The following is a 23,840-nucleotide window of genomic DNA, read 5'->3' as shown; positions in this document are numbered from 1 at the left end:
AATACACAAAAGTCTTACCTTCGATCTTTTATATAGAATTCCTTTTTAATGCCTAAACTTATCCGAATCACAACTGTTCCAATTTCCCTCAAATTATTGCTCGCTGGGCAAATAAAATTTATGAGGGAGCAAGGTTGGGATGTATTGATGGTCAGCGCTGATGGTAGAGAGTTGCCTCAAGTGATCAAGGCAGAAGGAGCAAGACATGAAGTCATTCCATTTACACGTAAGATCACCCCTTTTCAAGATTTGAAATGCCTGTGGCAATTGTATAAGCTGATCAAAAAAGAGCAGCCGAATATTGTGCATACACATACACCGAAGGCGGGACTTTTGGGGATGATTGCTGCGAAATTGGCTGGAGTGCATGTGAGAATCCACACCTTAGCGGGAATTCCTTTTATGGCTGCTGAAGGAGGAAAGAAAGGACTTTTGGAGAAAATGGAAAAAGTTACTTATAATTCTTCTACCCATGTTTGGCCAAATTCAAATGGCTTAAAGAAGTTTGTGTTAGAAAAAAATCTCTGTCCTTCAGAGAAACTGACAGTCATAGGCAAAGGCTCTACCAATGGAGTGGATCTTGAAAAATTTAATCGTGGTGTTTTAAAGGAAAATCACCTCGTTGCTGCAACGATGCGTATTCTTCCTGGCGAAGATGATTTTATTATATTATCAGTTGGCAGATTAGTCAAAGACAAAGGGATACAGGAATTGGTGGATGCCTTCTTGAGTTCAAAGATCGTAGGCAAATCAAAACTCGTTTTGCTCGGGAGCTTTGAACAAGACCTTAACCCTCTTGATCCAGAAACCATTAAAATTATTACTGATCACCCTCGAATAGTTCAAATCGATTGGTCGGATCATGTGGCTCATTATCTTGCTTTAGCAGATGTGCTTGTTCATCCTTCACACCGCGAGGGTTTTCCAAATGTGCTTTTAGAAGCAGGAGCAATGGAAGTACCTGTCATTTGTTCTGATATTATTGGTAATACAGATGTGATTACCCAGCAGAAAACTGGACTGATCTTCCCAGTCAAAAATGTAGAAGTATTGAAAGAAGCGATGGAATTTGCGTACGTAAAGCGCGATAAAATGGCAGAACTAGCCGCTAATCTCTATAAGGAAGTGTGTGAGAACTATGAGAGAACTCAGGTTCAAAATAAAATTTATGCTGAATACCAGCGCATTTTGAAGCAGGCTGATAGCGCGGAATAACGTATATTTGGCTATCAATAAAACATGAATTTTTGTCTATGAAGTACCTGGTTACCGGAACTGCCGGATTTATTGGATTTCACGTTGCGAAGAAGCTTTTGGAAAGGGGAAATGAGGTCGTTGGGCTGGATATAGTGAATGACTATTACGACATCAATCTGAAATATGCACGGTTAGCGCATATGGGTATATCACGTGATCAGGTTAAGAAGGTTGAAATGGTCCAATCTGATAGTATTTCAGGATATAGATTCATTCAATTGGATCTATCGGTTAAAGAGCCATTACAAGATCTTTTTGCGCAGGAGAAGTTTGATGTGGTGATCCATCTTGCAGCCCAAGCTGGTGTTCGTTATTCATTGACACATCCTGAGGTTTATGTCGAGAGCAATATTGTAGCCTTCTTGAATATTCTTGAATGCTGTCGCTTTCATCCGGTTAAGCATTTGGTATATGCTTCCTCTAGCTCCGTATATGGATCAAATGAGAAGATGCCATTTTCTACCTCCGACTCAGTTGATCATCCCATCAGTTTGTATGCTGCCTCTAAGAAATCCAATGAGCTGATGGCGCATACCTATAGTCATCTTTTTAATATTCCGACTACAGGATTAAGGTTCTTTACGGTATATGGGCCATGGGGAAGACCTGATATGGCTTTGTTTCTATTTACGGAAGCCATCTTAAAAGGTGAGCCAATTCAGGTGTTCAACTATGGGAATATGAAGCGTGACTTCACTTATATAGATGATATTGTAAAAGGGGTATTAAAAGTCGCAGACAGACCAGCAAGCCCCAATGCTGATTTTGATTCACAGAATCCTGATCCTGGAAGCTCTAAGTCACCTTACAAAATTTACAATATTGGGAACTCTTCCCCAGTATTACTGATGGATTACATTCATGCAGTAGAAAAGGGCTTGGGTAAAGAAGCAAAAATGAATCTGCTTCCGTTGCAACAGGGAGATGTACCTGCCTCACATGCCGAAGTTTCCGATTTGGTCAGAGATACAGGTTATAAACCGGACACTCCAATTGAACAAGGTGTAAAATCTTTTACTGATTGGTATTTAGACTATTACAAAAAATAAGATGAGCAAATCAATTCTGATAACAGGCGGTGCCGGATTTATAGGTAGCCACGTAGTACAACTATTCGTAGAAAAGTATCCAGCATATAAAATTGTCAATCTTGATGCATTGACGTATGCAGGTAATCTGGAGAATTTGAAAGCTGTAGAAGGAGCTTCCAATTATATTTTTGAAAAAGCTGATATTCAAGATGAGGAGGCTCTAACCTCAATTTTTGAAAAGCACAAGATCACAGATGTAATTCACTTAGCAGCTGAGTCTCATGTAGACAGATCCATCACAGATCCACTGGCATTTGTGAAGACGAATGTATTTGGTACGGTGAACCTGTTAAATGCAGCAAAGGAATTCTGGAAACAGAATCTTACAGACCATTTGTTCTATCATGTTTCTACCGATGAAGTTTATGGTTCCTTGCACGATGGAGGCTTCTTTTTGGAAACTACTCCTTACGATCCTCAGTCACCTTATTCTGCTTCTAAGGCTTCCTCAGATCATTTTGTAAGAGCTTATGCCAATACTTACAAAATGAAAACCGTGGTGTCCAATTGCTCTAATAATTATGGGCCAAATCATTTTCCGGAGAAGCTTATTCCACTTTGTATTCACAATATCAAAAACAATAAACCTTTACCTGTCTATGGAAAAGGGGAAAATGTCCGGGATTGGCTTTTTGTAAAAGATCATGCAAGAGCTATTGATATAGTTTTTCACCAAGGAAAAGAAGGTGAGACGTATAATATTGGTGGATTCAACGAATGGAAGAACATTGATATTGTAAAGCTTCTTTGTGCCAAAATGGATGAAAAATTGGGTAGAGAAGTAGGGTCTTCGGAGAAGTTGATCACCTATGTAAAAGATCGTGCCGGTCACGATTTACGCTATGCAATCGATGCGACCAAGATTCAACAAGAGCTAGGTTGGGAGCCAAGTTTACAGTTTGAGGAAGGGATAGAAATCACAATAGATTGGTATTTGAACAATCAGGAATGGCTAGATCATGTAACCTCAGGAGCTTATCAGACCTATTATGAGAAACATTACGAGAGTTAATCAGCAATAAACCTTATTGAAAAACAATAGCATCAGAAGCAATTCTTGATGCTATTGTTTTTTACGGGTGGTTTGGGCTCGCTTTTCTATTTGGCTTTATTTGTAAAAAAAAATGACTATGCATATAAAATTGGTTAAGCCTATTTTCGGGCTTTTTCTTTTATTGGTATTGAGCAGTGGAGTTTTTGCCCAAACGGGAAGATTCCAGCAAGCTGCCAACTATCAAATGGACGTTGATATGGACGTCAATACCAATCAATACAAAGGAACTCAAGTATTGATCTATACTAATAATTCTCCAGACACACTAAAGCGAGTATTCTACCATTTGTACTACAATGCATTTCAGCCAGGTAGTATGATGGATGAAAGATCTAGAAGTATCGCTGATCCAGATCGTAGAGTAGGAGATCGAATCAGCAAATTGAAGCCCGATGAGATTGGTTACTTGAGAGTGAGTAGCCTGAAGATGAATGGCAAAGACGTAGAATACAAGGAGGTTGGGACCATTTTGGAGGTTGAGCTAGCTGAGCTTATTTTACCAAATTCAGATGCTAAATTTGAAATGGAATTTACTGGTCAAGTACCTTTACAAATCAGAAGAGCAGGAAGAGATAGTGGAGAAGGAGTGAGGTATTCTATGTCTCAGTGGTACCCTAAAATGTCTGAATATGATGAGCAGGGATGGCATGCGAATCCTTATGTCGGCCGTGAATTTTATGGTGTCTGGGGGGATTTTGATGTAAGGATTTCCATTGACAAAACCTATGTGTTAGGTGGCACAGGTTATTTGCAAAACCCTAATGAAATCGGACACGGTTATGAGGACGACGGAGTTAAGGTAGCTCCTGCCAAGGGCGACAAGTTGACTTGGCATTTCAAAGCTCCAAAAGTTCACGACTTTATGTGGGCTGCAGATCCAAAATACCGTCATGATAAGGTAGAAATGGAGAATGGAATTACAGTGCATCACTTGTACATTCCTTCTGATGACGTGATAGAAAACTGGGTAAAATTGAAGGAATATACTCCCAAGGCGATAGAGTTTATGTCTGAGCATTTTGGTCAATATCCATACAGGCAGTTTTCAGTAATTCAAGGTGGTGATGGCGGAATGGAATATGCTATGGCCACATTGGTGACAGGCGGCCGTAACCTCAGTGGACTTGTAGGGGTAATGGTTCATGAACTTGCACATAGCTGGTTTCAGGGTGTTTTAGCAACCAATGAGGCCCTTTACCCATGGATGGATGAAGGATTCACTAGCTATGCTTCCTCTCTGGCTATGTCAGCTATGTTTAGGCCCAATGAAACGCCTTTGAGAGGATCTTATTCAGGTTATTATAGACTTGCCAGTTCCGGCAAGGAGGAGCCTATGAGCACCCATTCAGATCATTACCATAACAATTCTGCGTATAGTTCGGCGGCTTACTCCAAAGGAGCTGTATTTCTTGCTCAGATGGGTTATATCATAGGAGATGAAGCGCGAGACAAAGGAATGCTGAGCTACTTTAATACCTGGGGTTTTAAACACCCAAATGTGAATGACTTTATCCGTATTATGGAGAAAGAGAGTGGTTTGGAATTGGATTGGTACAAGGAGTATTTTGTTAATACAACCAAAACTATTGATTATGGGGTCAAAGATGTATCTGCACAAGGTGACCAAACTGAAATTACCCTAGAGCGAATCGGATTGATGCCAATGCCTATAGACTTGGTTATTACGTATAAAGATGGTTCTTCTGAGATGGTTTATTTGCCATTGGAAATAATGAGAGGAGAAAAAGCTCCAGAAGCTGGTGCAGCAACTCGGGTGATTTCCCAGGATTGGCCATGGACTAATCTTACCAAAACTATTACTATCAATAAAAAATCAGATTTAATCAAATCTATTGAGATTGATCCTAGCAAAAGATTAGCGGATATCAATCAGGAAAATAATAAAGTGGAGCTTTAAACTCCACTTTCATTTCAAATTTACTAATCAAAAAAGGTGACTAATTAGTCACCTTTTTTGATACTTGAATCATCCTGCGTTCTTCTTGTCTTGAACTTCTTTGCGGATGTCTTGAGCCATGTTTTTCAAGTCTTGCATTCCTTTTCTAACTCGCGTACCAGCTGCCTGATTACTTTTTTCGTAGAACTTTTCAAAATCGTCTTTAAGAGAATTAACCAGTTCGCTTACTTCACTAAATTTGCTCATAGTAAAAGTGTTTTTTTAGAGTTGATGATAAGTTTATTATAATTCAATATAGCCCAAATACTTGCTAAATCAATCCAGAGGGCATTTTTTTTGAATTTTTTTTACTCACCAACAGACATTGCAAATTCGGAGTTTTTATAAACTCCACTTGTCAACTTCTCTTTTATTGCAGCAAAAGCAGTAATTGTTTCTTCCACATCTTCAAGTGTATGAACAGCTGTAGGAATTAATCTCAAGATAATCATTCCTTTAGGTATAACAGGATAAATGACTACTGAGCAGAAGATACCATAGTTTTCTCTCAGGTCTTGAGTTAATGCTGCAGCCTCACCCACAGTACCGTTAAGTACAACTGGAGTCACTGGAGAGTTGGATTTTCCTGTACTGAAGCCATTGTCGTGAAGTCCTTTTCTAAGTGCTCCAACTATTTTCCAAAGATTATCCTTCAATTCAGGCTGAGTTTGTAACAATTCAAGACGTTTCAAAGCACCTTTCACGAAAATCATAGGAAGGGACTTCGCGAAGATCTGAGAACGCATATTGTATCTCAAGAATAGGATTACCTCAGGATCACCAGCAATGAATGCACCTATGCTCGCCATAGACTTAGCGAAGGTAGAGAAGTAAAGATCTACCTGATCCTGTACACCTTGCTCTTCATCTGTACCTGCACCAGTTTTACCCATAGTACCAAAGCCATGTGCATCATCAATAAGCAATCTGAAGTCAAATTTCTTCTTCAACTCAACAATTTCCTTCAGCTTGCCTTGATCTCCAGTCATGCCAAAGACACCTTCTGTGATCACAAGGATTCCTCCTCCGGTTTCGTTGGCAAGCTTGGTGGCTCTTTCTAGCTGCTTTTCACAGTTCTCAATGTCATTATGCGGGAAGACGTAGCGCTTGCCCAAGTGCATTCTAAGTGCATCGATGATACATGCATGACATTCTGAATCATAGACTACCACATCTTTTCTATCGAGAAGTGAGTCTATCACAGACATGATGCCTTGGTATCCGTAATTCAATAGATAGGCTTTTTCTTTCTTTACAAAAGCGGCCAATTCATCTTCTAGTTGCTCGTGAAGGCTGGTTTGACCTGACATCATGCGTGCGCCCATTGGATAGGCTGCACCGTATTCAGCAGCAGCATCAGCATCAGCTTTACGTACCTCAGGATGATTTGCTAGGCCTAGGTAATTATTCAAACTCCAGGTTAGAACATTCTTCCCCTGAAATTTCATTCTTGGAGCAATTTCACCTTCTAATTTAGGGAAAGAGAAATAGCCGTCTGCAAACTCAGAGTGTTTGCCCAAGGGGCCCATGTTCATTTTTAATTTTGCAAATAGATCCAAAGCGTTTCGAATTTAAGTGATAAGGGATTTAATGATCTGTTCATTAAAATCCGACAAAAATAAAACTTTAATGCCTGCTAAGCAAAAATCGGGGCTGAAACAAATGAATCTTAACAAAGCTCAGATTATTTTCTTTATTTAGCCAAAACCCAAAATTCTAGCTTTTAATACCAGAGATAATGGCCAAAATCAAAAAAATACTAGTTGCTAATAGAGGTGAGATAAGCCTGCGGATAATGAGAACTGCCAGAGAAATGGGCATTGCCACGGTAGCAGTTTACAGTGAGGCAGATAGACTTTCTCCACATGTACTTTTTGCTGATGAAGCAGTTTGCTTGGGCCCACCCGCTTCTACCCGGTCCTATTTGTTAGGAGATAAAATTATCGCTGTTTGCAAAGAGCTAGGTGTTGATGCAATTCATCCTGGCTATGGGTTCCTGTCCGAAAATGCTGCTTTCGCCAAAAAAGTAAAGGATGCCGATTTGATATTTATTGGCCCTTCTCCAGAAGCAATCAAGGTAATGGGAAGTAAGCTGGCCGCAAAGCAGGCTGTGGCCAAATATGATATTCCATTAGTACCAGGTACAGAGGAGGCTATTTCTGATATTGCCGTGGCCAAAGAGCGGGCTGCTTTGATCGGGTATCCGATTTTGATCAAAGCTAGCGCTGGCGGCGGTGGGAAGGGAATGCGTATAGTTGAAAATGAAGGGGAATTTGAAGAGCAAATGCAGCGAGCAGTGAGTGAGGCTCAATCTTCATTTGGCGATAGTGCTGTTTTTATTGAAAAGTATATCACTTCCCCAAGACATATAGAAATTCAGATTTTGGGAGATCAACATGGGAATATCGTCTATTTGTTTGAGCGAGAATGCTCTATCCAGCGAAGACATCAGAAAGTGATAGAAGAGGCTCCTTCAGCGGTTGTCTCTCCGGAGATGAGAAAAGCTATGGGGGAAGCGGCGGTAGGAGTAGCAAAGGCTTGTGACTATTATGGGGCAGGTACAGTGGAATTCATTGTGGATGAGAAATTGAATTTCTTTTTCCTCGAAATGAATACACGGCTGCAGGTGGAGCATCCAGTAACGGAAATGATTACAGGGAAGGATCTGGTTCGTGAGCAAATCTTGATTGCAGAAGGGAATCCGCTTTCATTTACCCAAGATGATTTAAAAATCAACGGGCATTCGCTTGAAGTACGTGTCTATGCGGAAGACCCGAGAAATAATTTCCTACCGGACATTGGGAAATTGGAAACATATCGACGTCCACAAGGTGCTGGTATTCGGGTAGACGATGGGTTCGAAGAGGGGATGAACATCCCGATCTATTATGATCCGATGATAGCTAAGCTTATTACTCATGCAGAGGATCGCACATCTGCCATCGAAAAGATGGTGCGGGCAATTGAAGATTATAAGATTGTCGGAATTCAGACAACACTAGATTTTTGCAAATTCGCGATCACACATGAGGCTTTCGTAAGCGGTGATTTTGACACCAAGTTTGTTGAGAACTATTTCGATCCAATTGTCCTTGATCAGGAATTTCCTGAGTCTGAATTGGAATTATTATCTGCTTTAGCAGTTGAGTTTTTTACGAGAAACAAGCCTTCTGAAAGTCTAAAGTCTGAATCAACTACCCAAAAAGCATCCGCTTGGAGAAATAGACTTCAGTAAGATGGCAGAAATATTACCTTTAAAGGCGTGGCGATATTCTAAGTCTTTGACTCCAGAGATAGAGGAATTGACTGCACCTCTTTTTGATGTGGTCTCTGCCAGACAGCGACAAGTGCTTTACGAAAATCCTTTAAATAGCATTCATCTCGCCGTTCCTCAGGGAGATGATCCCTCCCAAAATGCTTTAGAAATTTTAAATAAATGGAAATCTAATGGCACAATTCAGCAGGATCTACGGCCTGGGATATATGTGTACTACCAATATTTTCGCTTGTCTGGAGAGCATGACCTGCGCTGCAGAAAAGGCTTTATTGCCCAGATAAAAGCATATGATTGGAGCGAGGAAGTTATTTTGAGGCATGAGAATACAATTGTTTCTGCGGTAAATGACAGAATTGATCTTTTAAAAACAACTCAAATTCAGGCTAGTCCAACGCACGGATTGTATGAAGATAGTGATGAGCAGCTAGAAAGATACATGGACAATGCGATTGCGAATCCTACGTATGAATTGGAAGATTATCAGGGAGTCCGTGAAGTAATGGCGGTAATTCAGGATCCAAAAATTATACGTCATTTTGTAAAAGTTTTGAATGATAAGCAGGTAATCCTAGCTGACGGTCATCACAGGCTGGAGGGAGCAATTGAATATCGGAAATCCATGCAAGGAAAATTCCCTGAGAAGCAATGGAAAGGCTATGATTATCACCTAATGTACCTAACGAACACTAGCGGGAATCACTTGAAGATCCTTCCGACTCACCGTTTATTTTATGGCTTAGAATTATCAAATGAGGCATTGCTGAGGAAGATCAGCGAGTGGTTTGAAGTGAAAAAATTTGCTGATCCTGAAGAATTGGGTGCTTATGCTTTTCATAAACCTCATACCTTTGGACTAGTAATGGGAGAGGAGAGCTATACCTTGCAGTTGAAAGCTGGCAAGATGGATCAGATCAACTTGAATTTACCAGAAAGCATAAGACAGTTGGACCTGACAGTCCTTCATGAGTTGTTATTTGCAAGAATTTTGGACATTCCAGTAGATGATCAAAGAAACTCGAATCAGATAGTCTATGAACGGAATTTCTCAAAATGCATTCAGCAAGTCCGTTCAGGCAAGGCTAGTTTTGCTGTCATTACTAGAGAATTAGAATTGAAACAAGTGATGGAAGTGTGTAGAAGTGGAGAGGTAATGCCGCAGAAATCCACCTATTTCTATCCAAAAGCACTGGGCGGATTGCTTTTCGCCAGTATTAAACAAGATGAATTTGATTTCGATTATGGAGCCTTTTTTGAATAATCTAAAGGATAAGAAAATTATACTCGCCTCTAATTCCCCAAGGAGACAGGAATTATTAAAGGGATTAGAAATAGAATTTGAAGTAAGAGCGAATTCAGTAAATGAGACCATCCCAAAGGATATTCAAGCTGAATATGTGGCTGCATACTTATCAAAAGTAAAATCAGAGTCATTTACAGGGGAATTAGCCGCCAATGAAATTCTGATTACTTCGGATACTGTAGTAATAGAAAACGGACATGTGCTCGGAAAACCCAGCACTGAACAGGAAGCATTTGATATGCTTAAAAGTCTTTCTGGTGCAACTCACTCAGTGATGACGGCAGTAACTTTTAGAGATAATAAAAAGCAAATAACCTTGGAAGATGAGACGATCGTGACCTTTAGATTCCTGGACGAAGAGGAGATCTGGCATTACATTCATCAATACAAGCCAATGGATAAAGCCGGAGCTTATGGTATCCAAGAATGGATCGGATATATGGGAGTGGAAAAGATCGAAGGGTCATATTATAATGTGATGGGCTTCCCACTTCATTTGGTTTATGCCCAATTGAAAAAATGGTGAAGTATGGGCGAATAATCATTCCCTCTACTTCATAAAAAAAGCCCTGTGAATTCTCTATTTACAGGGCTTTATTGTTATTAAGGCAAGGACGAAAATTTGTTCACTCGCTACATTTAATCCTTTTTAATTGCCATAATCTTTCCTTCTATAGGAGCTACTTTATCACCTTCTTTTAGCTCTTTACTTACTATGAAGTATGGGCCTGATATAATTTGATCGCCTTCAACTAAGCCTTCCAATACTTCGATATTTTGGAAATCAGAAATACCAGTTTTGATTTCTTTCAATTTGGCCACACCAGCCTCATTTACAAACACCAATTCTTTAGCCCGTGTAGTTCCGGCAACCAATGTGTCCTGTTTATGCTCTCTGGTCGTCACTGCAGACAGAGGAACCGAAAGAGCATCGTTTTTAGAATTTGTAAGAATCTCTACAGAAGCAGTCATTCCAGGGCGGAAAGGGTATTTCTTGCCTTCATCTACCAAGTCTTGATATGAATCATTCAATATTCTGATTTTCACTTTGAATTCAGTTACTGCATCTGCTGATGCTTTCGTATTAGCAGTATTTGCAATGCTTGTAACCACCCCTTTAAAAGTCTTTCCAGTGTAAGCGTAAGAATCCACATCAATAATGGTAGTGTCCCCCAAGCTCAATCTTACTATGTCATTTTCGTTGACATCTACCCGAACTTCCATCTTAGAAAGATCTGCAATAGTCAACATTTCAGTACCGGCCATTTGCTGAGTTCCTACCACACGTTCGCCCTGCTCTACCAAAAGATTAGATACAATTCCGTTTACAGGAGAATATACATTGGTCAATCTCAAGTTTTCAGAAGCTTCATCCACTGATGCCTGTGAGCTTTTTACTACAAATTCAGAAGCGCGCACGCTTTGTTTGGCAGCTTCCAAATCTTTTTGGGCAGTGATGTAGGTTGCCTGCGCTTGCTCAAAGTCTGCTTCAGAAATAGCTTTCTGCTCGAAAAGACTTTTCTGTCTGTTAAAATTTTGTTCTGCTTGAGTGTATTGCGCCTCGGATCTCTGCAATGCAGCACGGGATTGGGAAAGATTAGCTTCCTGCTGACTGAAGTTGGCTCTGGTTCTATCTAGTGCTGATATAAAGTTATCAGGTCTGATTTTTACCAAAAGCATTCCAGAGGCTACAGAATCTCCTTCTTTAACGTTCAATGAAATAATCTCACCTGCTACATCAGGACTTAGATTCACTTCTACTTCGGGTTGAATCTCACCCGATGCACTTACTTTTTCAATGATTGCAACTCTTTTTACGGCAGTGACTTCCACCTGAGTTTCCTTGTCTCCACCTACCCACCCGGCATTTCGGGCGATTACAGCAAAAATAACTAGTACTACTATACCTCCAAGAAGGTAATATAACAGTTTATTTGATTTCTTATTGGCCATGGTTTAATTAAGATTAATTGGATTACCCAGGTAAAAATCAAGAACTTTTACTCTGAAAATATAAGTGTATTTAGCATTTAGAAGATCTGCCTGTGCATTGAAAAGGTTGTTTTGCGCAACTTGAAAATCAACTGAGTTGATTGCTCCAAGATCAAATCGCTGTTGGGAAATTCGGAAAGATTCTTGAAGACTTTCTACTTGAATCAGAGATGATTCGTATGTCAGTTGTGCGGCTAAAGCACTATTATATGCAGTTTCTATATCGTTTCTTAATTGATTCTCAGCTTCGAGTGCAGCTACCTCGCTGATCTGCTTTTGAACTCTAGCCCGTTGTACACTGGCCCTGTTGTTTAGTCTGGAAAATAGTGGAATACTCAGTTGAAGATTAACAGATTCAGAAAGGTTGTTTTCTATTTGCTGACCAAAGGTTGGTTTTTCTGTTCCATAAGCCTGATCTACATAGTTTGAGAAAATATTGGCCCCAACTCCCAGAGTAGGGTAGTATCCCGCTTGAGCAAGTTTCACTCCATACTCAGCACTCTCAATGTTTGCCTGAGCAGCTTTTATCTCGGGCATTGTTTCTAATGCTGCCGCATAAATATCCTTTGGTGTTTCCGTTGCCATCAATAATTCATTTATTTCGAATTCAGGCTCAATTACCGAAAAGTCTGGAGTATAAGGTATTTGCAATGCTTGGGCAAGATTCAGCTTAGCTATATTATAATTGTTTTTAGCATTGATCAAATTAACCTCATTAGTAGCATTTTGTGCCTGCACATCCAACTGATCAGAAAAAGGCAATGATCCTGCATCCACCAATTTGGTGGTTCTACTTAGTTGATCTTTTGTAGTTGATAGTTGATTTTCAGCAACATTCACTTGCTCACGGTTAAATACCACATTTATAAACAAATTAATAATGTTCAGTGTGATGTCATTTCTTGTCGCTTCAATATTATACATCCCAGCTTCCAAATCTACTTTGGATTGTTTGATGGAATTATTGATTTGGTTACCCGCAAAAAGAGTGACGTTTGATGAAGCAGACACATTGATGTTTCCGATACGAGCTGTCTCAAATAAGTTTGATACAGGGTTGATAGAACGACCCCATCTATATCCAGAGCTTGCGCCTGTTGTGAGGTTTGGATACCGCTGCCCTTGATTTTGAAGTAGGGTAGCTTCATTAGAAATTTGGTTTAGTTCGCTTCTTTTCAGCGTCAGGTTATTTTCCAACGCAATTGACACAGCTGTCTCTAAGTCAATAGGCCCTGTAGGGATAACTGTTTCTTGTGCAAAAGTTGAAAAACCAATCCCAGTCGCCAAAGCAAAGCCTAATAGGAATTTTTTCATAGTGTAGTTAAAGGTCAATGTCAGGTATATAAATTAGTTCAGTTATCCAGGGTAAAGATTTGAGGTAATTAAGTGTGATTTCTTTTATTCCAGAGTCCATTTCTATCACATGGCATGCGAGATCATGCTTACCTTTTCTAGAGACAGACATGGTTGCAATATTGGCTTTTTCTTGTGCGATCACAGCAGAGATGAAAGCCACTGCTCCCGAAATATCTTCGGCCTTGATAATAAGCGTATGATCAGCCGCTGAGAAATTTGCGACAAATCCATCAACTTCTGCGATGTTGATCACTCCACCTCCTAGACTCTCACCTACCACTTCCACCGATCTTTCACCTTTTCTCAGGTTAAGTTTTATCGTATTTGGATGGTGGATGGATGAATTACCAATTGACTTAAATCGAAAAGTGAAATCTATTTCTTTAGCTAGATCAAGTGAATTTTTGATGTTAGCATCGTCAGTTTTGAAGTCCATCAAACCGCCTATGATTGCACGATCACTTCCATGTCCTTCGTAAGTTCTTGCAAAAGAATTAAAAAACGTAATGGAAGCATCTTCTGGAACTCCTCCCAAAACACGGATAGCAGCTCTAGCGATTCTAACTACTCCAGCTGTGTGCGAAGAGGATGGCCCTATCATTATTGGTCCGATCATATCAAAAACGCTACTTTTATTTGCCATCTGGTTCTAAATAATCCAATTTTGATGCTAAGGTAAAATCGTTCCTACTATTTCATGCAAAAATTCATGTTTATTGTATAGAATGCGATTTAAATGGTCTCTAGTTGACATAGTTTAACATCTACTTTAGTAAACAAAACTATCGTCTGACCGATAATGAACAGTTTTATGATCGAAATCGAAACAATCTTTCAAAAATCATCTTCAAGCGAATCTTGGATCTGTAATGATAATATAAAAGTTCCTAATAGGGCGGTCAGCTTTGGAGACGGTTTGTTTGAAACTATGATGTGGGACAAAGCTGAAATTAGGTTTTTCGTTAAGCATTTACAACGGCTAGTAGGAGGAATGCAAGTACTTGGTTTGGATTCTGAAGCAATTGACACGTCACAGCTTCTAGATTTCTTAGCTGCTAAATATCCCTCTGAAAGAAAGCGAGTTCGATGGAATGTCTATAGGGCGGGATTGGGTAAGTATACGCCGGAAGGAGCTGAAGTTTTTCAAATGCTCCAAATTTCAGAGTATAAGCCAGCTCCTGCAGTCAAGCATGAATTTGATGTTTCTTTGAAAATCCAGTTATATCCTACGGTCTGGTCTGCTTTCAAGTCACTTAATAGTTTGCCTTATGTTTTGGCAAATCAAGAGAGAAAAGTAAGGGAATTAGATGAAATAATCTTGCTTGATTACAGGGGATATGTTTCAGAATCAGGCACATCAAATATTTTTTGGTTTAAAGATGGGATTGTTTACACTCCCTCTTTAAGCTGTAGCTGTATCAATGGAGTGAGCCGACAAATTATCATGGAACAGCTAGATCGAAATTCGATCCCTTATATCGAAGGAGAATTTGAACTCATCGAATTAGAGGATGCAACGCATGTTTTTGTAAGTAACTGTACCGGTATCAGTTATTTGGAATATTTTCGAGGTAAGAAGTTTTCCACTGTTTCTATAGAATTTTTACAACTAATATTCGATTAATTTTAAATGTCCGCTATTTATTACTGACATTATCTTGAAAATATTATCTTTAACGTCCTATTCTAAAAAGATTAGTCGTTTACCCAAACTAACTGCCCAAAACCTAACCTAACATTTTATGCTCTTAGAACCTTTAGATTTAGTCGTCTTTATAGGCTATTGTTTACTCATCATCGGGATGGGTTTTTTTGTGTCTCGTGAGAAGAAAGGGCACGTTAAAAATTCTTCCGATTATTTTCTTGCTTCCAAGGCATTGCCTTGGTGGGCAGTTGGAGCTTCATTAATTGCTTCAAATATTTCAGCCGAGCAATTCATAGGCATGTCCGGGTCAGGTTTCGCCTTGGGATTAGCTATCTCTACTTACGAATGGATGGCTGCAGTTACGTTACTAGTAGTTGCGATATTCTTTTTACCGGTTTATTTCAAAAAAGGCATTTACACTATGCCGGGTTTCTTACTGGATCGATATGATACACGGGTAAGAACCACTATGGCAATCTTCTGGCTATTACTTTATGTTTTTGTCAATCTTACCTCTGTATTGTACCTGGGAGCCTTGAGCTTAAATACCATTCTAAATGTCCCGATGGGCTATGGTATTTTTGGATTGGCACTTTTTGCTATGATTTATTCAATCTATGGAGGTCTGAAAGCTGTTGCCTGGACTGATGTGATTCAAGTAGTCTTTCTAATAGCAGGTGGACTTGCTACTACCTACATTGCGCTGCAAATGGTAGGAGGAGGTGACGCATGGGAAGGCTTAGGATTGTTGAGAAGGGAAGTTCCTGAAAAATTCTCTATGATTTTATCACAAGGCGAGATGATGATTCCTGATGGAGCTGGAGGGACTCGTGATGCCTACCTTGACCTTCCAGGAATCTCCGTTTTAGTCGGAGGTATGTGGATTACCAATCTAAGCTACTGGGGTTTCAACCAATACATCACACAAAGAGCACTGGCGGCGAAAAGTCTGGATGAAGCACAGAAAGGGATGATTTTCGCAGGTTTCTTGAAATTGCTTATGCCTCTGATCGTAGTGATCCCAGGTATAGCAGCTTTCGTCATTGTGGAAAACGGAATAGACGTGGGTTTTATCGAGTCAATGAAAGATCCCGTAACTGGTCTAATAAAATCTGATAGAGCTTATCCTACCTTACTTCAATTATTGCCGGTTGGCTTGAAAGGTCTCGCTTTTGCCGCTTTAACTGCCGCTATTGTATCTTCCTTGGCATCTATGGCAAATAGTACTTCTACCATTTTCACCATGGATATTTACAAAAAGTACATTGAAAGAGACGCTTCTGAGGTTAAGCAGGTAAAAGTTGGTCGTATCACTGCGCTAGTTGCTTTTGGAGTAGCTTCCATCGTAGCTCCGGCTTTAGGTGCATTGGATCAGGCATTCCAGTTTATTCAGGAATATACTGGGTTCATTAGTCCGGGTGTATTTGCTATTTTCTTCTTTGGTGTATTCTGGAAGAAAACAACTTCAAATGCTGCATTGACTGCTGCTGCAATGAGTATTCCGCTATCAGTAGTGTTGAAGATCGTTTTTCCAGACTTACCATTCATTGATAGGATGGGGATTGTTTTCTTGGTACTTGCTGCTTTGATGATTATTATTAGTCTGATAGAGGGTAAAGGAAAAGATCATCCAAACAGCATAGAGATAAATAAAGAACTGTTCAGCACCAGTGCTACATTTAAAATAGGTGCTGTTCTGATTGCTGGCATTACTGCAGCATTGTACATCGTATTCTGGTAAAACATAGGTTAAATGAGAAAATTATTATTAGGAATTGATATTGGGAGCTCCTCTGTAAAAACTTCATTATTAGATGCAGACACAGGGAAATCTCTACTTTCCAAGGCGTTTCCAGAGGAGGAAATGATCATAGATTCTCCTGAAAAAGGATGGGCAGAGCAGGATCCTGAGACATGGTGGAAGTATGTGCAGCATTCTATCCGCTATGTTATTAATAAGACTGCAGTGAAAAAAGGCGAATTGAAAGGAATCGGTATCGCCTATCAAATGCATGGTCTGGTACTAGTTGATAAGGATCAAAATGTCCTCAGACCATCCATTATATGGTGTGATAGCCGCGCTGTAGGAATAGGTGAAAAGGCTTTCAAAGAACTTGGAGAGGAATATTGCTTAAAGAACCTGCTGAATTCCCCCGGGAATTTCACCGCATCCAAGCTTCGCTGGGTGATAGAGAATGAACCTGCTTTAGCCGATAAAATCCATAAAATGATGCTTCCTGGCGATTTCATTGCGATGAAATTGAGCGGAGAGATCTTCACTTCCGAAACAGGTCTGTCCGAAGGAATATTCTGGGATTTTCAGAAAAATGGCTTAAGTGATAAGGTTCTTGATAACTACCAGATTTCCAAATCTTGGATTCCTGAAGTGGTTCCTTCTTATTCTATTCAAGGAAGAGTTTCAGCTTTGGCATCTGAAGTTACAGGATTAGAAGAAGGTATTCCTATATCTTATCGTGCAGGTGATCAGCCAAATAATGCTTTTTCCCTTCAGGTATTAAAGCCGGGGGAATTGGCGACTACAGCTGGCACTTCGGGCACAGTTTACGGGGTTGCAGATAAACCCCTTCATGATCCTTTGTCAAGAGTTAATACTTTTGTACATGTAAATCACTCTGAAGAAAAACCATCGTATGGTGTTTTGCTTTGTGTGAATGGAACTGGTATTTTGAACAGCTGGCTAAAAAAAGTCATGGGTGCTGCTCATATTGAGTACGATGAAATGAATAATCTGGGCAGTTCTGCACCTATTGGGTCTGAAGGTCTGACTTTTATTCCTTTTGGAAACGGAGCTGAGCGTATCATGCAAAATAAGTATGTCGGAGCACATTTGTTAGGCTTGGATCTACTTAAGCATGACAAGCGACATATGGTTCGTTCTGCTCAAGAGGGGATTGTTTCGGCTCTTACCTTTGGATTCCGAATTATGCAGGAAATGGGATTGGATCTTAAGACTGTAAAAGCTGGCAAAGCCAATATGTTCCTTAGTCCAGTATTCCGTAAGACTTTTGTTCATATGAATAAAGTCGTGCTGGAATTGTATGATACAGATGGTGCCCAAGGTGCGGCTCGAGGAGCGGGCATTGGTGCTGGTGTATTTGCCACCGAATCAGAAGCTTTTGCAGGATTGGAGTTACTGGAAACAATAGAGCCGAATGAGCATTTCTTTGATCCCTACGAAGAGGTATATGCTACATGGAAAAGTCATTTGGAAGCAATCCAAAAAATAACCTTATAATTGAATTTCAAACCTATAAATACCTAATAAACCACAAGAAAAATGTCAAAAACTTATTTCTCATCAATCGATAAAATCCCTTTCGAGGGAAAGGAAAGTGATAATCCACTAGCTTTTAGATTTTATGATGAAAATCGTATAATCGCTGGTAAAACCATGAAGGAGCACTTCAAATTTGCTATTGCCTATTGGCATTCCTTCTGCGGAACCGGTGGAGATCCATTCGGTCCAGGTACCATCGTTCATCCTTGGGATGCTTCTGCTGACCCCATTCAGCGAGCCAAAGATAAAATGGATGCTGCCTTTGAATTCATCACTAAAATCGGAGCGCCTTACTATTGCTTCCATGATATTGACTTGATCGATGAAGGATCAAGCTTGGGAGAGTATGAAAAAAGAATGCAAATCATCACTGAATATGCTAAGCAAAAGCAGTCAGACACAGGTGTGAAACTACTTTGGGGAACCGCAAACGTATTCAGCAATCCTCGCTACATGAATGGTGCTTCTACCAATCCGGATTTCAACGTGGTATCATGGGCAGGCACTCAGGTGAAAAACGCAATAGATGCGACGATTGCCCTAAATGGTGAAAATTACGTGTTCTGGGGTGGTCGTGAAGGCTATATGTCTTTGCTCAACACAGATATGAAGCGTGAGACTGAGCACCTTGCTCAGTTCCTAACATTGGCACGAGACTATGCTAGAAAGAATGGTTTCAAAGGAACATTCTTCATCGAGCCTAAGCCTATGGAGCCAACTAAACACCAGTATGATTATGATGCTGCTACTGTAATTGGATTCTTGAGACAGCACGGTCTTGACAAAGATTTCAAATTGAATATCGAGGTAAACCACGCTACATTGGCGGGGCATACTTTCCAGCATGAACTACAAGTATGTGCTGATGCAGGGATGCTTGGAAGCATCGATGCCAACAGAGGTGACTACCAAAACGGTTGGGATACTGATCAATTTGCTATGAACTTACAGGAAATGACAGAAGCAATGCTTGTGTTATTGACTTCTGCGGGTATTCAAGGTGGTGGAGTGAACTTTGATGCAAAAATCAGAAGAAACTCAACTGATATGGATGATCTATTCCTGGCACATATTGGAAGTATGGATGCTTTTGCGAGAGGTATGCTGATCGCTCAGGACATTTTGGACAAATCTGACTATTTAGAAAGAAGAAAGAATCGCTATGCGAGCTATGATTCTGGAAAAGGGAAGGCTTTCGAAGAGGGAAGTCTAACCCTTGAAGATTTAAGAAACTATGCAGCTGAGGTAGGAGAACCTATACAGACAAGCGGTAAGCAGGAATACTTCGAAAATCTATTAAACAGATTCATCTAAGTATCTTTCATTAAAAAGGTAGAAAAGTCCGGTTGAGATTCCTCGATCGGACTTTTTTAGTAAAAAAAAATCCCTCAATTTGTAAAATATTGAGATGGAAATAAGATGTTTCCTACAGTTCTCATAATATGACATCCATAGTTACAGCTGTATGAAAGGATTTGTGGTAAGAGGAATAGCTTGTTTGATGATACTTTGGGCAGGCTCAGTAGTTGGGCAAGGCGAATCAGAAAAGCTGGTATTCCGCAACCTTGACGAAAGTCTGGGTTTATCCAATTCCAATATTCTGAGTATGGTCAGAGATGCAGATGGCATGATGTGGTATGGCACTGCCTATGGATTGTATCGATATGATGGCACGCGAACCAAGATTTTTTTAAACACCAAAGATTCCACTTCCATATCTCATAATAACATTCTCAAGATTTTCGTAGGCCCAGAAGATAAGCTGTGGGTTAAAAATGTGAATGGGATATTTGATATTTACAATCCTAGGAATGAACAGTTTTCTCGTGGCGTTAAAGTTTTTTCCTCAGTTTATCATCTAGCTTCTGATTCGGTAGGGATGCTGATGAAAGATCGTCAAAACAGATTTTGGTTTACACACCCAGCTAAGGGGATCAGTGTTTATGATGTAGACTCTGGGGAAACAAGGTATGTGCAAAAGACTAATGAAAAAGGTAGTCTTTTCTCGGATCAAATAGCCGCAATCGCCGAAGCACCTGATGGTATTATTTGGGTGATTCACAGTTCTGGAGTCATCGATTTACTTGATCCAAATCGGCTTATCGTTACGAAAACATTGACACTTCCAAAAGGAGAGATACCTTCTTTAGCTTCCTATGAACTAATGATTGACTCAGATGGAGACGCCTGGGTCTTTGATCCTGAGCGAGATTTGGGCGTTTTTAGAGTGGATGGCTTTAGCCATAGAATAGAAGCCAATCAGGAAGATAAAGGTACATATCGGCTTAGTAACAATATGGTGAAAGCCATAGTGGAAGCAAAAAAGGGACAAATATGGCTCGGTACTGATCATGGGGGAATAAACGTGTTGGATGAACCCACCCAAACTGTCAGTTACCTGACAGGTGAAAATGCACACGATAATTCCATGCCTCACAACGTGATTTATTCATTGTATAAAGACAACGAGGATATTATTTGGGTTGGCACTCACAAAAAAGGTGTAGCCTATTATCATCAGGGGCTGTTGAGATTTTCTCATGTACGCAAAAACTTTGCAGACAAGAATTCACTTCCATTCAATGATGTGAATGCTTTTGTAGAGGATAGTTTGGGCAACTTATATATTGGTACCAATGGCGGGGGGCTTTATTACCATAATAGAAAAGCAAATACCTATAAACAATACAAACATAATCCCGATAATAAGAACAGCCTTACAGGTGATGTGATCGTTGATTTGATGATTGATCATGAGGGGATTCTATGGCTCGGTACCTATTTAAATGGTTTGGGCAGTTTTGATGGCAAGCAATTTAAAAATTATCAATACCTGCCTGAAGATTCATCGGGTATCCCTGGACCGAGTATTTGGAAACTTTTTGAGGATAGTACCGGGAAAATCTGGATCGGAACTCTCCGCTCTGGGATATCCATTCTGGATAAGGATCGAAAGGAATTCCAGAATTACCCAGCCGGAAGCCCTCCGTTTTTTACGAATAACCAGTATATCACAGGCTTCGCTGAAGATAAGGAAGGGAATATATGGGTGTCGGGGGGGAGTGGTTTGAATATGCTGAATTACGAAAGAAAGGAGAGTGCTTTTTATTCAGAAGCACAGGATAATGGTTTGATAGATTCTAACATCAGCGATTTGTTTGTAGATACGGATGGGGTTTTATGGATTACAACTTTAAGTGGTTTGTATTACTTAAATGAGTCTGATAGCTCATTTGTTCACTATGGGAAAGCTGACGGTTTACCAACCGACTACTTAGTTGATCTTATTGAAGACGATAATAAGAACTTATGGATCAGCTCTCAAATGGGTTTAACCTATGCTGAGATTAATAGAAATGTGATACCATTCACGATTGCCTTTCAGAATTTCGATCAGAAGGATGGGCTTCAGGCAGCATTATTCAATAAAAATGCAGCATTAAAGACTAGTAATGGAGAATTTATTTTTGGAGGACCGAATGGCTACAATATTTTTAAATCTGAAAATTTTGCTTTTGAAAGAAACAACCCAAAAGTAGTATTTACAGATTTTCAGTTGTTCAATGAAGAAGTAACAGTAGGAGAGGAGCTAAGCAATCGAGTGCTGCTACCGAATTCTCTTGATAAAATGGATCAGCTTGTATTAAAGCATGATGAGAACATTTTTTCTATCGGATTCAGCGCTTTGAATTTCCTATATCCTGAAAAGAACAAATACCGGTACAAACTGATAGGCTTCAATGACGATTGGATATACCTCAATGATGACCTAGCCAAAGTTACTTTCACTAACCTTGACCCCGGTAATTATACATTGGTAGTTCAGCCTGGAACTGTTTTAGATGGCTGGAGTCTCTATGAATACAAATTAGATATAAAAATCCTGGCGCCTTTCTGGAAGACTCCAATTGCTTATTTCTTGTATGTAATGGTGATTTTTGCCATCATATTTTATTTTAGAAATCAGCTTTTGACCAGACAACGAGAGAAGTTTGACAGTGAGCAAGCGATGCGTGAAGCCAAGCGTATACAGGATTTGGATCGATTGAAGACCAAATTTTTCACTAATCTCAGCCATGAATTCAGAACACCACTTTCGTTGATTTTAACTCCAACGGAGCATTTAATTTCTGAGACTGAAAACTCGGGATTACTAAGTCAATACAAGATTATCCAGCGAAATGCAAGACGCTTACTTAAGTTGATCAACCAGCTTTTGGATGTAAAAAATGTAGAAAATGGAGGCTTGGTTTACCATCCATCAGAGGGAGATGTGGTCCAGTTTATAAAAGATTGTGTGGCAGATTTTCATGAACTATCTGAGAATAAGCACATTCATTTGAATTTTGAAACGAATACGCATGCTCAGCAGGCGATTTTTGATCCAGACAAATTGGAGAAAGTGATTTTCAATTTACTTTCCAATGCATTTAAGTTCACTCAGGAAGATGGCGTTATTACAGTCGCACTGGAACTGCAGCAAGAAAATGAGGAGATGGGAAATTTGATTTTGTCTGTTTCTGATACAGGAGTTGGAATATCCATTGAGGATCAGGTGAAGATTTTTGACAGATTTTACACCACAGAAGGGCATAAGAATCAACTGAATCAAGGAAGTGGGATAGGATTGTCATTAGTACAGGACTTTGCTAAAACAATGAAAGGAGAAATCTCGGTGGAAAGTGAGCCGGGAATGGGTTCTGTATTTACACTAAGCATTCCATTAGTCTTAATTATACCTGAAAATTGGGAGGAAGAAGAGGAAGAGCATAAGCTTGAGGTAAATGACCTTAAGGAAGTGATTCTAATAGCGGAAGACCATGTTGAGTTTAGAAATTATTTGAAAGACTGTCTTTCTGATATATATCAAGTCATTACTGCGAATAATGGGGTGCAGGGATGGGATCTAGCCCAGCAGCATATTCCAGATTTGATAATATCGGATGTCATGATGCCTCAGATGGATGGAAGAGAGTTTTGCCACAAAGTAAAAACTGACATCAAGACTTCACACATTCCAGTCATTTTACTTACTGCCAAAAAATCTGAGGAGACAATGCTTCAGGGTTTGGACAGTGGTTGTAATCTTTACCTCACCAAGCCATTCAATTTAGAGATTTTGCAGCTTAGCATAAAGAATCTTTTGCGTGAGCGAAATGTGATCCAAGAGCAAAACCGGAAGAAAATCCAAATCAATGCTTCTGAGGTAGTGGTGACTTCCCTAGACGATCAATTGATCCAAAAAGCAGTGGCTTTGGTAGAAAAGTACATGGAAGATCCGCAGCTTTCCGTTGAATTCCTAAGCAAGGAATTAGGGATGAGCAGGGTCCATTTGTATAAAAAGCTACAGTCAATTACCGGTAAAAGTCCAATAGAGTTTATCCGTTTGATCAGATTGAAACGAGCTTCTCAGCTGCTGGCTAAAAGCCAACTCAACATCTCAGAAATCGCATATATGGTCGGCTATAATAATGCAAAGTATTTTGCGAAGCACTTCAAAGCAGAATTCTCTATCTTACCTTCTGAGTATGCTGCCAGACAGCAAGAAATTTCTGCTGAATAGGCTTTTTGGCTCCATATTTAACCATTCCCACCCATATCGGAAACAATTGA

The 23,840-nt window shown here is 39.8% G+C and carries 17 protein-coding genes; 12 read left to right on the top strand and 5 right to left on the bottom strand.

Annotation, left to right across the window (positions count from 1 at the left end; all coding sequences use genetic code 11):
* Positions 1-48 precede the first annotated feature (48 nt).
* From SYJ56_RS09135 to SYJ56_RS09120, 4 genes are all read left to right on the top strand, one after another.
* Positions 49-1,215, top strand: coding sequence for a glycosyltransferase family 4 protein (locus tag SYJ56_RS09135; protein ID WP_323833659.1), 1,167 nt, complete (start codon positions 49-51; stop codon positions 1,213-1,215).
* A gap of 38 nt (positions 1,216-1,253) precedes the next feature.
* The gene (locus SYJ56_RS09130; RefSeq protein ID WP_323833657.1) at positions 1,254-2,306 is read left to right on the top strand and encodes an NAD-dependent epimerase; all 1,053 of its coding nucleotides are present in this window, start codon (positions 1,254-1,256) and stop codon (positions 2,304-2,306) included.
* A gap of 1 nt (position 2,307) precedes the next feature.
* Positions 2,308-3,360, top strand: a complete 1,053-nt coding sequence (gene rfbB, locus SYJ56_RS09125) for a dTDP-glucose 4,6-dehydratase (protein ID WP_323833655.1) — start codon at positions 2,308-2,310, stop codon at positions 3,358-3,360.
* A 118-nt stretch (positions 3,361-3,478) separates the two neighbouring features.
* Positions 3,479-5,320: a M1 family metallopeptidase gene (locus SYJ56_RS09120; RefSeq protein ID WP_323833653.1), complete on the top strand. Its 1,842-nt coding sequence runs from the start codon at positions 3,479-3,481 to the stop codon at positions 5,318-5,320.
* A gap of 69 nt (positions 5,321-5,389) precedes the next feature.
* Here SYJ56_RS09120 and SYJ56_RS09115 read toward each other — a convergent pair whose 3' ends face one another.
* Both SYJ56_RS09115 and SYJ56_RS09110 read right to left on the bottom strand, forming a co-directional pair.
* Positions 5,390-5,566, bottom strand: a complete 177-nt coding sequence (locus SYJ56_RS09115; RefSeq protein ID WP_323833651.1) for a histone H1 — start codon at positions 5,564-5,566, stop codon at positions 5,390-5,392.
* Positions 5,567-5,667: 101 nt separating this feature from the next.
* Positions 5,668-6,918: an aminotransferase class I/II-fold pyridoxal phosphate-dependent enzyme gene (locus SYJ56_RS09110; protein ID WP_323833649.1), complete on the bottom strand. Its 1,251-nt coding sequence runs from the start codon at positions 6,916-6,918 to the stop codon at positions 5,668-5,670.
* Between the two features lie 179 nt (positions 6,919-7,097).
* Here SYJ56_RS09110 and SYJ56_RS09105 point away from each other — a divergent pair, with 179 nt between their 5' ends.
* From SYJ56_RS09105 to SYJ56_RS09095, 3 genes are read left to right on the top strand one after another with little or no spacing between them, the layout of a single operon-like run.
* Positions 7,098-8,594 carry an acetyl-CoA carboxylase biotin carboxylase subunit gene (locus SYJ56_RS09105; protein WP_323833647.1) on the top strand — a complete coding sequence of 499 codons (1,497 nt, stop codon included), beginning with the start codon at positions 7,098-7,100 and terminating at the stop codon, positions 8,592-8,594.
* 1 nt (position 8,595) lies between these two features.
* On the top strand, positions 8,596-9,894 hold the full coding sequence (locus tag SYJ56_RS09100; RefSeq protein ID WP_323833645.1) for a DUF1015 domain-containing protein: 1,299 nt from the start codon (positions 8,596-8,598) through the stop codon (positions 9,892-9,894).
* Entirely contained in the window at positions 9,857-10,462 is a 606-nt protein-coding gene (locus tag SYJ56_RS09095) for a Maf family nucleotide pyrophosphatase (RefSeq protein WP_323833643.1), read from the top strand. Before SYJ56_RS09100 ends, SYJ56_RS09095 begins: the two co-directional genes overlap by 38 nt.
* Positions 10,463-10,575: 113 nt before the next feature.
* On the opposite strand, the gene SYJ56_RS09090 is transcribed toward SYJ56_RS09095, so the two are convergent.
* Genes SYJ56_RS09090 through sdaAB form a run of 3 tightly spaced genes read right to left on the bottom strand, consistent with a single transcriptional unit; the run spans position 10,576 to position 13,927 of the window.
* On the bottom strand, positions 10,576-11,889 hold the full coding sequence (locus tag SYJ56_RS09090) for an efflux RND transporter periplasmic adaptor subunit (protein ID WP_323833641.1): 1,314 nt from the start codon (positions 11,887-11,889) through the stop codon (positions 10,576-10,578).
* Between the two features lie 3 nt (positions 11,890-11,892).
* On the bottom strand, positions 11,893-13,242 hold the full coding sequence (locus SYJ56_RS09085; RefSeq protein WP_323833639.1) for a TolC family protein: 1,350 nt from the start codon (positions 13,240-13,242) through the stop codon (positions 11,893-11,895).
* A 7-nt stretch (positions 13,243-13,249) separates the two neighbouring features.
* Entirely contained in the window at positions 13,250-13,927 is a 678-nt protein-coding gene (gene sdaAB / locus SYJ56_RS09080; protein ID WP_323833638.1) for an L-serine ammonia-lyase, iron-sulfur-dependent subunit beta, read from the bottom strand.
* 168 nt (positions 13,928-14,095) lie between these two features.
* Between sdaAB and SYJ56_RS09075 the strand changes: the two genes are divergently transcribed.
* From SYJ56_RS09075 to SYJ56_RS09055, 5 genes are all read left to right on the top strand, one after another.
* Positions 14,096-14,908: an aminotransferase class IV gene (locus SYJ56_RS09075; RefSeq protein WP_323833637.1), complete on the top strand. Its 813-nt coding sequence runs from the start codon at positions 14,096-14,098 to the stop codon at positions 14,906-14,908.
* 118 nt (positions 14,909-15,026) lie between these two features.
* Complete coding sequence (locus tag SYJ56_RS09070) at positions 15,027-16,670, top strand: sodium/sugar symporter (RefSeq protein WP_323833635.1); 1,644 nt, start codon at positions 15,027-15,029, stop codon at positions 16,668-16,670.
* Between the two features lie 12 nt (positions 16,671-16,682).
* Positions 16,683-18,185 carry a xylulokinase gene (locus SYJ56_RS09065; protein ID WP_323833633.1) on the top strand — a complete coding sequence of 501 codons (1,503 nt, stop codon included), beginning with the start codon at positions 16,683-16,685 and terminating at the stop codon, positions 18,183-18,185.
* 42 nt (positions 18,186-18,227) lie between these two features.
* Positions 18,228-19,541 carry a xylose isomerase gene (xylA, locus tag SYJ56_RS09060; protein ID WP_323833631.1) on the top strand — a complete coding sequence of 438 codons (1,314 nt, stop codon included), beginning with the start codon at positions 18,228-18,230 and terminating at the stop codon, positions 19,539-19,541.
* 151 nt (positions 19,542-19,692) lie between these two features.
* On the top strand, positions 19,693-23,790 hold the full coding sequence (locus SYJ56_RS09055) for a hybrid sensor histidine kinase/response regulator transcription factor (RefSeq protein WP_323833629.1): 4,098 nt from the start codon (positions 19,693-19,695) through the stop codon (positions 23,788-23,790).
* The last annotated feature ends 50 nt before the right edge of the window (positions 23,791-23,840 follow it).

This window comes from Algoriphagus aurantiacus (assembly GCF_035156405.1).
Taxonomy (GTDB): domain Bacteria; phylum Bacteroidota; class Bacteroidia; order Cytophagales; family Cyclobacteriaceae; genus Algoriphagus; species Algoriphagus aurantiacus.
The sequence above is the reverse complement of the archived record's forward strand: the minus strand, read 5'-3'. Positions and strand labels throughout refer to the sequence as shown.

What these genes read in the sequence shown, in the direction of transcription:
- SYJ56_RS09135 (WP_323833659.1), top strand. Translation starts at nt 49, where the DNA reads ATGCCTAAACTTATCCGAATCACAACTGTTCCAATTTCCCTCAAATTA.
- SYJ56_RS09130 (WP_323833657.1), top strand. Translation starts at nt 1,254, where the DNA reads ATGAAGTACCTGGTTACCGGAACTGCCGGATTTATTGGATTTCACGTT.
- rfbB (WP_323833655.1), top strand. Translation starts at nt 2,308, where the DNA reads ATGAGCAAATCAATTCTGATAACAGGCGGTGCCGGATTTATAGGTAGC.
- SYJ56_RS09120 (WP_323833653.1), top strand. Translation starts at nt 3,479, where the DNA reads ATGCATATAAAATTGGTTAAGCCTATTTTCGGGCTTTTTCTTTTATTG.
- SYJ56_RS09115 (WP_323833651.1), bottom strand. Translation starts at nt 5,566, where the DNA reads ATGAGCAAATTTAGTGAAGTAAGCGAACTGGTTAATTCTCTTAAAGAC.
- SYJ56_RS09105 (WP_323833647.1), top strand. Translation starts at nt 7,098, where the DNA reads ATGGCCAAAATCAAAAAAATACTAGTTGCTAATAGAGGTGAGATAAGC.
- SYJ56_RS09100 (WP_323833645.1), top strand. Translation starts at nt 8,596, where the DNA reads ATGGCAGAAATATTACCTTTAAAGGCGTGGCGATATTCTAAGTCTTTG.
- SYJ56_RS09095 (WP_323833643.1), top strand. Translation starts at nt 9,857, where the DNA reads ATGAATTTGATTTCGATTATGGAGCCTTTTTTGAATAATCTAAAGGAT.
- SYJ56_RS09090 (WP_323833641.1), bottom strand. Translation starts at nt 11,889, where the DNA reads ATGGCCAATAAGAAATCAAATAAACTGTTATATTACCTTCTTGGAGGT.
- SYJ56_RS09085 (WP_323833639.1), bottom strand. Translation starts at nt 13,242, where the DNA reads ATGAAAAAATTCCTATTAGGCTTTGCTTTGGCGACTGGGATTGGTTTT.
- sdaAB (WP_323833638.1), bottom strand. Translation starts at nt 13,927, where the DNA reads ATGGCAAATAAAAGTAGCGTTTTTGATATGATCGGACCAATAATGATA.
- SYJ56_RS09075 (WP_323833637.1), top strand. Translation starts at nt 14,096, where the DNA reads ATGATCGAAATCGAAACAATCTTTCAAAAATCATCTTCAAGCGAATCT.
- SYJ56_RS09070 (WP_323833635.1), top strand. Translation starts at nt 15,027, where the DNA reads ATGCTCTTAGAACCTTTAGATTTAGTCGTCTTTATAGGCTATTGTTTA.
- SYJ56_RS09065 (WP_323833633.1), top strand. Translation starts at nt 16,683, where the DNA reads ATGAGAAAATTATTATTAGGAATTGATATTGGGAGCTCCTCTGTAAAA.
- xylA (WP_323833631.1), top strand. Translation starts at nt 18,228, where the DNA reads ATGTCAAAAACTTATTTCTCATCAATCGATAAAATCCCTTTCGAGGGA.
- SYJ56_RS09055 (WP_323833629.1), top strand. Translation starts at nt 19,693, where the DNA reads ATGAAAGGATTTGTGGTAAGAGGAATAGCTTGTTTGATGATACTTTGG.